9 protein-coding genes and 1 pseudogene are annotated in these 10,734 nt (G+C 59.2%); 2 read left to right on the top strand and 8 right to left on the bottom strand.

Going from position 1 to position 10,734, the window contains the following annotated elements; translation table 11 throughout:
- Positions 1-92: 92 nt before the first annotated feature.
- The 4 genes from ACW9JE_RS24520 to ACW9JE_RS24505 form a co-directional block, all read right to left on the bottom strand.
- Positions 93-983: an ABC transporter permease subunit gene (locus tag ACW9JE_RS24520; RefSeq protein WP_224540636.1), complete on the bottom strand. Its 891-nt coding sequence runs from the start codon at positions 981-983 to the stop codon at positions 93-95.
- On the bottom strand, positions 980-1,900 hold the full coding sequence (locus ACW9JE_RS24515) for an ABC transporter permease subunit (RefSeq protein ID WP_263488081.1): 921 nt from the start codon (positions 1,898-1,900) through the stop codon (positions 980-982). Before ACW9JE_RS24515 ends, ACW9JE_RS24520 begins: the two co-directional genes overlap by 4 nt.
- The gene (locus ACW9JE_RS24510) at positions 1,897-3,039 is read right to left on the bottom strand and encodes an ABC transporter ATP-binding protein (RefSeq protein WP_224540633.1); all 1,143 of its coding nucleotides are present in this window, start codon (positions 3,037-3,039) and stop codon (positions 1,897-1,899) included. The genes ACW9JE_RS24515 and ACW9JE_RS24510 overlap by 4 nt, the downstream gene beginning before the upstream one ends.
- Before the next feature lie 70 nt (positions 3,040-3,109).
- Positions 3,110-4,207 carry a polyamine ABC transporter substrate-binding protein gene (locus tag ACW9JE_RS24505; RefSeq protein WP_318011776.1) on the bottom strand — a complete coding sequence of 366 codons (1,098 nt, stop codon included), beginning with the start codon at positions 4,205-4,207 and terminating at the stop codon, positions 3,110-3,112.
- A 150-nt stretch (positions 4,208-4,357) separates the two neighbouring features.
- Here ACW9JE_RS24505 and ACW9JE_RS24500 point away from each other — a divergent pair.
- Positions 4,358-4,438 (top strand): annotated as a pseudogene (locus ACW9JE_RS24500) (outer membrane lipoprotein carrier protein LolA); the annotation flags it as partial.
- 9 nt (positions 4,439-4,447) lie between these two features.
- Here ACW9JE_RS24500 and ACW9JE_RS24495 read toward each other — a convergent pair.
- The 4 genes from ACW9JE_RS24495 to ACW9JE_RS24480 all read right to left on the bottom strand — a co-directional run bounded on the left by ACW9JE_RS24495 (position 4,448) and on the right by ACW9JE_RS24480 (position 8,930).
- Positions 4,448-5,560, bottom strand: coding sequence for a polyamine ABC transporter substrate-binding protein (locus ACW9JE_RS24495; protein WP_224540631.1), 1,113 nt, complete (start codon positions 5,558-5,560; stop codon positions 4,448-4,450).
- A 172-nt stretch (positions 5,561-5,732) separates the two neighbouring features.
- Positions 5,733-7,097, bottom strand: coding sequence for an aspartate aminotransferase family protein (locus ACW9JE_RS24490; protein WP_457434195.1), 1,365 nt, complete (start codon positions 7,095-7,097; stop codon positions 5,733-5,735).
- 59 nt (positions 7,098-7,156) lie between these two features.
- Positions 7,157-8,515, bottom strand: a complete 1,359-nt coding sequence (locus ACW9JE_RS24485) for a glutamine synthetase family protein (protein WP_224540626.1) — start codon at positions 8,513-8,515, stop codon at positions 7,157-7,159.
- A gap of 91 nt (positions 8,516-8,606) precedes the next feature.
- On the bottom strand, positions 8,607-8,930 hold the full coding sequence (locus ACW9JE_RS24480; protein ID WP_457434194.1) for a gamma-glutamyl-gamma-aminobutyrate hydrolase family protein: 324 nt from the start codon (positions 8,928-8,930) through the stop codon (positions 8,607-8,609).
- Between the two features lie 278 nt (positions 8,931-9,208).
- Between ACW9JE_RS24480 and ACW9JE_RS24475 the strand changes: the two genes are divergently transcribed.
- Complete coding sequence (locus ACW9JE_RS24475; RefSeq protein WP_175379679.1) at positions 9,209-10,585, top strand: glutamine synthetase family protein; 1,377 nt, start codon at positions 9,209-9,211, stop codon at positions 10,583-10,585.
- The last annotated feature ends 149 nt before the right edge of the window (positions 10,586-10,734 follow it).

The following is a 10,734-nucleotide window of genomic DNA, read 5'->3' as shown; positions in this document are numbered from 1 at the left end:
AGTCGACATCTGCATTGACTGACCCACCGCATTCGCGAGCAAGCCCGCTCCCACATTGGATCGCGTTTGACTTCAGGATCGAGGCCAGTCCCTTACGCCGCTTCCGGCGCTTGCGAACGACGCACGTCCGGCTGTTTCCAGGACTCGGCAGCGCCTTCTTCGATGGCTTGCTGGATCGCACGCTTGCGCGCTTCTTCGGCGCGGCGGCCGAAGAACCAGACCAGGAAGGTCATCAGCGATACCGCCAACAGGATCAGGCTGGCCACGGCGTTGATCTCCGGCTTCACGCCCAGACGTACCGCCGAGAACACTTCCATCGGCAGGGTCGTGGAACCCGGGCCCGAGACGAAGCTGGCCAACACCAGGTCATCCAGCGACAGGGCGAAGGACATCATGCCGCCCGCCGCCAGCGATGGGGCGATCATCGGGATGGTGATCAGGAAGAACACCTTCCACGGCTTCGCTCCCAGATCCATGGCCGCCTCTTCGATGGACAGGTCCAGCTCACGCAAGCGCGCCGACACCACCACCGCCACATACGCCGCACAGAACGTCGTGTGAGCGATCCAGATGGTCACGATACCGCGCTCCTGCGGCCAGCCGATCATCTGCGCCATCGCCACGAACAGCAGCAACAGCGACAGACCGGTGATCACCTCAGGCATAACCAACGGCGCTGTGACCAGGCCACCGAACAGCGTGCGGCCCTTGAAGCGGGTGATGCGCGTCAGCACGAACGCGGCGAGCGTACCCAGCGCGACCGCTGCAATCGCCGTGTAGCAGGCGATTTCCAGCGAGCGCACCACCGAGCCCATCAGCTGCGTATTGTCCATCAGGCCGACGTACCACTTGATCGACCAGCCGCCCCACACCGTTACGAGCTTGGAGGCGTTGAACGAGTAGATCACCAGAATCAGCATCGGCAGGTAGATGAACAGCAGACCCACGACCAGCATGAAACTCGAGAAACGGAAGCGCTTCATTCTTTACCCTCCATTTCCTTGGCCTGACTGCGGTTGAACAGGATGATCGGCACGATCAGGATCGCCAGCATCACCACCGCCAGGGCGGACGCCACCGGCCAGTCACGGTTGTTGAAGAACTCTTGCCAGAGCACTTTACCGATCATCAGGGTTTCCGGGCCGCCGAGCAGTTCAGGGATCACGAACTCACCCACCACCGGGATGAACACCAGCATGCAGCCGGCAATGATGCCGTTTTTCGACAGCGGGATAGTGATCTTCCAGAAGCTGTTGAAGGTGCTCGAACCCAGGTCCGATGCGGCTTCCAGCAGGCTCTGATCATGCTTCACCAGGTTGGCGTACAGCGGCAGGATCATGAACGGCAGGTACGAATAGACCACGCCGATATAAACCGCCAGGTTGGTGTTGAGGATCTGCAGCGGTTCGCTGATCAGGCCCATGCTCATCAGGAAACCGTTGAGCAGGCCGTTGTTGCTGAGGATGCCCATCCACGCATAGACGCGGATCAGGATCGCGGTCCAGGTCGGCATCATGATCAGCAGCACCAGCACCGTTTGCACTTCTTTACGGGCACTGGCGATGGCATAGGCCATCGGATAGCCGATCACGAGGCAGAGGATGGTGCTGATCAGCGCCATCTTCAACGAGCCGAGGTAGGCAGAGATGTACAGCTCGTCGCCGGCGAGCATCGCGTAGTTGCCCAGGTTGAGCAGCACTTGCAGCTTCTGCTCGGCGTAGCTGTAGATCTCGGTGTACGGCGGAATGGCCACGTCGGCTTCGGCGAAGCTGATCTTCAGAACGATGAAGAACGGCAACATGAAGAACAGGAACAGCCAGACGAAAGGGACCCCGATGACCAGTTGACGGCCACCGGGAATTATTCGATTGAGGCGACGTTTGAATTTGCGCATGTTCATGAGCGAAGTACCACGCCGCTGTCGTCTTCCCACCACACGTAAACCTGGTCACCCCAGGTCGGACGTGCGCCGCGGCGTTCGGCGTTGGCGACGAAGGACTGGACGATCTTGCCGCTCGGCAGCTCCACGTAGAACACCGAGTGCCCGCCCAGGTAGGCGATGTCGTGGACCTTGCCGCTGGACCAGTTGTATTCGCAGGTCGGCATGGTCGGCGTGACCAGCAGTTTTTCCGGACGGATCGCGTAGGTCACGGACTTGTCCTGCACCGAAGTGCTGATGCCGTGGCCCACATAGATCTGGCGGTCCAGGTCCTTGCAGGTGATGGTCGCGTGACCTTCGGCATCGTCGATCACTTCACCGTCGAAGATGTTGACGTTGCCGATGAATTCGCAGACCAGGCGGCTGGTCGGGGTTTCGTAGATGTCGATCGGGCTGCCGATCTGGGCAATCCAGCCCAAATGCATGATCGCGATGCGTTCGGCCATGGTCATGGCCTCTTCCTGGTCGTGGGTCACCATCACGCAGGTCACGCCCACGCGCTCGATGATCTCCACCAGCTCCAGTTGCATCTGCGAGCGCAGTTTTTTGTCCAGTGCGCCCATCGGCTCGTCGAGCAGCAGCAGCTTCGGACGCTTGGCCAGGGAACGGGCCAGGGCCACACGCTGACGTTGACCACCGGACAGTTGATGCGGCTTGCGCTTGGCGTACTGGGTCATCTGCACCAGCTTGAGCATGTCGGCCACGCGGGCATCGATCTCGGCGGCCGGCAGCTTGTCCTGCTTGAGGCCGAAGGCGATGTTCTGCGCCACGGTCATGTGCGGGAACAGCGCGTAGGACTGGAACATCATGTTGATCGGCCGCTCGTAGGGCGGCATGTCGGTGATGTCTACACCGTCGAGGAAGATCCGTCCTTCGGTCGGTCGCTCGAAACCGGCGAGCATGCGCAGCAGGGTGGATTTGCCCGATCCCGAACCGCCGAGCAGGGCGAAGATCTCGCCCTTCTTGATTTCCAGGGACACATCGTCCACGGCAACCGTCTCGTCGAACTTCTTCGTGACCCGGTCGATTTTGACCAGCACCTGCTTGGGTGACTGGTCGCCCTCGAGGGCTTTCTTATAGGCGCCGGAGGCAACTGCCATTTGCGAAACTCCCAACAAAATTTGAAGTTCGCTCAAGTTGAACGAACCCTGGATAGTTTGAGCCTTGAAGCTATTTACCCGACTTGACCTTGGTCCAGCTGCGGGTCATCAAACGCTGAATGTTCGGGGGCAGCTCGATGGACACGTAAGTCTTGTCGAGTACCGCCTGGGGTGGATAAACCGATTCGTCGGTGCGAATGGACTGTTCCATCAGTTTGTCCGACGCCGGATTCGGGTTGGCGTAACCGACGTAATCGCTGACTTGGGCGATCACTTCAGGCTTGAGCAAATAGTTGATGAACGCGTGTGCCTCTTTGACGTTGGCCGAGTCCTTCGGAATCGCCAGCATGTCGAACCACAGTGCGCCGCCTTCCTTTGGAATCGAGTAGGCGATGTCCACGCCCTTCTTCGCTTCCTCGGCACGGGTCTTGGCCTGGATGAAGTCGCCGGAGAAACCGACGGCCACGCAGATATCGCCGTTGGCCAGGTCGCCGATGTATTTGGAGGAGTGGAAGTAGGTCACGTAAGGACGAACCGCGAGCAGCTTGGCTTCGGCCTTCTTGTAGTCTTCGGGGTTGGTGCTGTTGGGGTCCAGGCCCATGTAGTTGAGGACCGTGGGCATCATTTCATCGGCGGAGTCGAGGAAGGACACGCCGCAACTCTGAAGCTTCTTGATGTTCTCCGGTTCGAAGACCACAGCCCAGGAATCGATCTTGTCGACGCCCAGCACAGCCTTGACCTTCTCGACGTTGTAACCGATGCCGTTGGTGCCCCACAGGTACGGCACGGCGTACTGGTTACCCGGATCGTTCTGCTCCAGACGCTTGAGCAGCACCGGGTCGAGATTTTTGTAGTTGGGCAGCAGCGACTTGTCGAGCTTCTGGAAAGCCCCGGCCTTGATCTGCTTGCCCAGGAAATGGTTGGACGGCACGACCACGTCGTAGCCGGTGCGCCCGGCCAGCAACTTGCCTTCCAGGGTTTCGTTGGAGTCGAACACGTCGTAGACCGGCTTGATGCCGGTCTCTTTCTGGAAGTCCGCCAGGGTGGTCTCGCCGATGTAATCGGACCAGTTATAAATATGCACGGTACCGGCGGCCTGGACACTGGCGGCAAGCGTCAGTCCGGCGCCGAGCAGCATGGCATTGCGCAACAAAGAAGAAATAGGCAAGTGGAGGTCCTCTAAATGAGTTGGGCCCAAGTTGCCCCGCGTTACATGACAGTCATGACTGTCTGGCAACAAACCGGCGCGCAACTTACCCTCGAAAAACCGTTCCAGCAAACATTATGAAAATCCCCTGTAGGAGCGAGCACGCTCGCGATGGTCGTCAACGATAACGCGGGATGCCTGACACCCCATGGCGCTGCGACTTTCTTCGCGAGCATGCTCGCTCCTACAGTGGGTTAGCGCTTACTTACCGGATTTGATCTTGGTCCAGCTGCGAGTCAGGATCCGCTGGGTCGCCGCCGGCAGGTCAGCAATCGCGTACAGCTTGGCCAGCACGTCCGCCGGCGGGTAGATGCCCGGGTCGCTGGTGATGTCTTTATCAACCAGAGCAGTGGCGGCAGCGTTACCGTTCGGGAAGCGTACGGCGTTGGTGATTTCAGCCATGATTTCCGGCTTCTGCAGGAAGGTCATGAACTTGTAGGCGCCTTCGACGTTTTCGGCATCTTTAGGTATGGCGACCATGTCGTAGAAGCTGCCTGCACCTTCTTTCGGAATGTTGTAGCTGACCTTCACCTTGTCACCGGCTTCGGCGGCGCGGGACTTGGCCTGGTAGATGTCACCCGAGTAACCCACGGCGACGCAGATGTTGCCGTTGGCAAGGTCCGAGATGTACTTGGAAGAGTGGAAGTAGGCGATCGAAGGACGGACCTTCATGATCAGCGCTTCAGCCTTGTCGATGTCTTCTTTCTTCTGGCTGTCGGTTGGCAGGCCCAGGTAGTGCAGCGCCACCGGAATCATCTCGGTTGGCGAATCCAGCAGGCTGATGCCGCAGGACTTCAGCTTGGCGGCGTTTTCAGGCTTGAAGATCAGGTCCCAGGAATCCACCGGAGCGTCCGGGCCCAGTGCAGCCTTGACCTTCTCGGCGTTGTAGCCGATGCCGATCGAACCCCACATGTACGGGAAGGCGTGTTCGTTGCCCGGGTCGCTGACCGATACGGCCTTGAGCAGATCGGTGTTCAGGTTCTTCCAGTTAGGCAGCTTGGACTTGTCCAGCTTCTGGTAAACGCCGGCCTTGATCTGCTTGGCCAGGAAGTTGTTCGACGGTACGACGATGTCGTAGCCGGACTTGCCTGCCAGCAACTTGGCTTCCAGGGTTTCGTTACTGTCGAAGACGTCGTAGACAACTTTGATGCCCGACTCGTCTTCAAACTTCTTGATGGTGTCCGGAGCGATGTAGTCGGACCAGTTATAGACGTGCAGTACCTTGTCGTCTGCCTGGGCCGCACTCGCCATAATGCCCATCAGGGACATGGCGAGGAGAGTCTTGCCAGCAAGCTTTTTTCCTAATGCCTTCATGCGTTGATGCTCCAAATTTTTTCTTTTTTTGAACCACTTTGTTCAGCGGCCGAAGCCGGACAACTGGAACCGCGGCTAGTCTGGCAAGATCCACGGCGGTCTTTCAAGGAAAGGCCGCCATTGAAGGACGCCCTGAGCGAAAGTTTCATGTCTTGCGCTCAGAGCCTAGCACTTAGCCCTGCAAAGCACTCAGGGTCAGGTCCAGGCACTTGCGCGCCTTGGTCACCAACTCATCGATCTCCGCAGGGGTGATCACCAACGGTGGCGCGATGATCATGGTGTCGCCCACGGCGCGCATGATCAGCCCGTTGTCGAAGCAGAACTGGCGGCAGATCATGCCCACACCCTTGCCTTCGTAACGCTTGCGCGTGGCCTTGTCCTGAACCAGTTCGATGGCCCCCAACAGACCCACCCCACGAACTTCGCCCACCAGCGGGTGATCGTTCAGTTCACGCAGACGCTTTTGCAAATACGGTGCCGTTTCAGTGTGAACACGCTCGACAATTTTCTCGTCACGCATGATGCGGATGTTTTCCAGCGCCACCGCGGCCGCCACCGGATGCCCGGAGTAGGTGAAGCCGTGGTTGAAATCGCCACCTTCGTTGAGCACTGCCACCACTTCATCGCGAACGATCAGGCCACCCATTGGGATGTAGCCGGAGGTCAGGCCTTTGGCGATGGTCATCATGTCGGGCTTGAGGTCGTAGAAATCGCTGCCGAACCATTCGCCGGTACGGCCGAAACCGCAGATCACTTCGTCCGCCACGAACAGGATGTCGTACTTGGCGAGGATTTCCTTGATGCGCGGCCAGTAGGTCTCTGGCGGAATGATCACGCCGCCGGCGCCCTGGATCGGCTCGGCAATGAAGGCACCGACGTTGTCGACGCCGACTTCCAGAATCTTCTCTTCCAGCTGGTTGGCCGCCCAGACCCCGAACTCTTCCGGGGTCATGTCGCCGCCTTCGGTGAACCAGTAAGGCTGGGCAATGTGGACGATGCCCGGGATCGGCAGGTCGCCCTGCTCGTGCATGTAGGTCATGCCGCCCAGGCTCGCGCCAGCCACGGTGGAACCGTGATAGCCGTTCTTGCGGCTGATGATGACTTTCTTGTTCGGCTGACCCTTGATCGCCCAGTAATGGCGAACCATGCGCAGCATGGTGTCGTTGCCTTCGGAGCCGGAACCGGTGAAGAACACGTGGTTCATGCCTTCTGGCGCGATATCGGCGATGGCCTTGGCCAGTTCCAGCGCTGGCGGGTGAGCGGTCTGGAAGAACAGGTTGTAGTAAGGCAGTTCGCGCATCTGCTTGTTGGCGGCTTCGGCCAGTTCATCGCGACCGTAGCCGACCGCTACACACCACAGGCCGGCCATGCCGTCGAGGATCTTGTTGCCCTCGCTGTCCCACAGGTAAACGCCCTTGGCACTGGTGATGATCCGCGGACCCTTCTCTTTCAGCTGCTTGAAGTCGCTGAACGGGGCCAGGTGGTGATCGTTGCTCAGGGCTTGCCACTCACGGGTTTGCGGGTTGTTGCTGGTCATACGAATCTCCTAAAAAATCCAGGTGAAAGCGCTGCCCGACAGCGGCAGCGCCCGGCGCATCAGACGGCGAACAGCAGGAACTCCCGCTCCCACGAACTGATGACGCGCTTGAAGTTTTCATGCTCGGCTCGCTTGACCGCGACGTAGCCAGTGATGAAGTTCTTGCCCAGGTATTTCTCGATGGTGGCGCTGTTTTCCATGCGCTCCAGCGCGTCTTCGATGGTCAGCGGCAGGCGAAGGTTGCGGCGCTCATAACCGCGGCCCACCACCGGCGCGCTCGGGTTCAAGCCCTCGACCATGCCGATGTAGCCGCACAACAGGCTGGCAGCGATCGCCAGGTAAGGGTTGGCATCGGCGCCCGGCAGGCGGTTTTCCACCCGACGGTTTTGCGGCCCGGCATCCGGAACCCGCAGGCCCACGGTGCGGTTCTCTTCGCCCCACTCGACGTTTACCGGTGCCGAGGTATCCGGCAGGAAGCGGCGGAACGAGTTGACGTTGGGCGCGAACAGCGGCAACAGCTCAGGGATCAGTTTCTGCAGGCCACCGATGTGGTGCAGGAACAGCTGGCTCATGGTCCCGTCTTCGCTGGAGAAGATGTTCTTGCCGGTCTCGATGTCGATGATGCTCTGGTGCAAGTGCATGGCACTGCCAGGCTCGCCGGTCATAGGCTTGGCCATGAAGGTGGCCGCCACGTCATGCTTGAGCGCGGCTTCGCGCATGGTGCGCTTGAACACCAGGATCTGGTCGGCCAGGGACAGGGCATCGCCGTGACGGAAGTTGATTTCCATCTGCGCGGTGCCGTCCTCGTGGATCAGCGTGTCGAGGTCCAGCTCCTGCAATTCGCACCAGTCGTAGACGTCTTCGAACAGCGGGTCGAACTCGTTCGCCGCTTCGATGGAGAACGACTGGCGACCGATTTCCGGGCGCCCGGAACGGCCGATCGGCGGTTGCAGCGGATAGTCCGGGTCGTCGCTGCGCTTGGTCAGGTAGAACTCCATTTCCGGCGCCACGATCGGCTGCCAGCCCTTGTCGGCATAGAGTTTGAGGACCTTCTTGAGCACGTTGCGCGGCGACAGCTCGATCGGGTTGCCCTGCTTGTCGTAGGTGTCGTGGATCACCTGGGCGGTCGGCTCGATGGCCCACGGCACGAGGAACACCGCGTTCTGGTCGGGACGGCAGATCATGTCGATATCGGCCGGATCGAGCAGTTCGTAATAGATGTCGTCTTCGACGTAATCGCCGGTCACGGTTTGCAACAAAACGCTCTCGGGCAGGCGCATGCCTTTTTCGGCGATGAACTTGTTGGTCGGTGAGATCTTGCCCCGGGTGATCCCGGTCAAGTCGCCGATCATGCATTCGACTTCTGTGATCTTGTGGCTTTTCAACCAATCGGTGAGCTGGTCGAGGTTGTTACTCATAAATGCCTCTAGGCTTTGAGTTTCCTGGCACTTGGGTGTCAGGCGATGTTTGACGCATCGGCGTCGCGTTGGAATATCTATCTAGCACAGGCTACCGGGCTATTTGAGGAAAGCCCCTAAATAAAGCCCCTGCAAACTCATGACGTGCAGAATCGAGAGCGCCACCCTGCACGAAGGCCGAGCCGCCATTGTGAATCGGTTCTATATTGAATGGAGTAACCGTAATGGGTGTGCCATCGAGGCCGTCCAGAATAACGGACGGGGATGGCCAATTCGCCGGGGAGGCGAGGATTGCCGACTTGCCCGCAGCTGCGAAAGCTTCGGGGCCGACCAGAAGGTCGCCATGGATGTGATAAGCATGCAGACCGTTCTGCTCAGAGCAGGCGGCGACGCCGATTATCGACAGGCGAGACATGAAGCACCCCGGTATTATTGCTGTTATGGGTTTGATCCGAGCTTAGCCTTGTTCATTTTTTTACACAACACCCCCGTAAAAAATACAACACGGCCCGCTCAAGCCTGCGGGAGCCATAGCGTCAGAGGGCATAAAAACGCCCCAAAGTGCCCCAAAAAAGCCACACGAGCCCTTTTAGAGGGCAAAAAAGGCCCAGCTTGACTTCGGCATGCCGTTCGGGTTGACTGGAATCCGAAAAGATCAATGATTGATATTTTTAACAACAAAGGTGTTGCATCATGTCGGTACCCCCGCGTGCCGTTCAGCTCAACGAAGCGAACGCGTTCCTTAAGGAACATCCTGAGGTTCTGTACGTTGACCTTCTGATTGCGGATATGAATGGTGTGGTGCGCGGCAAGCGCATCGAACGCACCAGCCTCCACAAGGTTTACGAGAAAGGCATCAACCTGCCGGCCTCTCTTTTTGCTCTGGATATCAACGGCTCTACGGTGGAAAGCACCGGCCTGGGCCTGGACATCGGTGATGCTGACCGAATCTGCTATCCAATCCCCGATACCCTGTGCAACGAGCCATGGCAGAAGCGCCCGACCGCGCAACTGCTGATGACCATGCACGAACTCGAAGGTGACCCTTTCTTCGCCGACCCGCGGGAAGTCCTGCGCCAGGTCGTGGCCAAATTCGACGAGCTGGGCCTGACCATCTGCGCCGCATTTGAACTTGAGTTCTACCTGATCGACCAGGAGAACGTGAACGGCCGTCCGCAGCCGCCGCGCTCGCCGATCTCCGGCAAACGCCCGCACTCGACCCAGGTCTACCTGATCGACGACCTCGACGAATACGTCGACTGCCTGCAAGACATTCTTGAAGGCGCCAAAGAGCAAGGCATCCCGGCCGACGCCATCGTCAAGGAAAGTGCCCCGGCGCAGTTCGAAGTGAACCTGCACCACGTGGCCGACCCGATCAAGGCCTGCGACTACGCGGTATTGCTCAAGCGTCTGATCAAGAACATCGCCTACGACCATGAGATGGACACCACCTTCATGGCCAAGCCGTACCCAGGCCAGGCGGGTAATGGTCTGCACGTCCACATCTCGGTGCTCGACAAAGATGGCAAAAACATTTTTGCCAGCGAGGATCCCGAGCAGAACGCCGCGCTGCGTCACGCGATCGGCGGTGTGCTCGAGACCCTGCCAGCTCAGATGGCTTTCCTCTGCCCGAACGTGAACTCGTACCGTCGTTTCGGCGCGCAGTTCTACGTGCCGAACTCGCCGAGCTGGGGCCTGGACAACCGCACCGTGGCCCTGCGCGTACCGACCGGCTCTGCCGACGCAGTGCGCCTGGAACACCGTGTCGCCGGCGCCGATGCCAACCCGTACCTGCTGATGGCTTCGGTCCTGGCGGGCGTGCACCACGGCCTGACCAACAAGGTCGAGCCACCGGCACCGACCGAAGGCAACAGCTACGAGCAGAACGAGCAGAGCCTGCCGAACAACCTGCGCGATGCATTGCGCGAGCTGGACGACAGCGAGGTCATGGCCAAGTACATCGATCCGAAGTACATCGACATCTTCGTCGCGTGCAAGGAGAGTGAGCTGGAGGAGTTCGAACACTCCATCTCCGACCTTGAGTACAACTGGTATCTGCATACCGTTTAAGTGGTTGTACTGAAAATCGAACGCCGCCGGCCTCACAGCCTGCGGCGTTTTTTTATGGGGTTCTTTCAGTGGGACCGAGGCGCCTGCTTCGCGAGCAAGCCCGCTCCCACATTGGATCGGTGTTGAATGAAGATTTGGTGTTCACCGGC

The sequence above is a fragment of the Pseudomonas sp. SDO55104_S430 genome (assembly GCF_054070595.1).
The sequence above is the reverse complement of the archived record's forward strand: the minus strand, read 5'-3'. Positions and strand labels throughout refer to the sequence as shown.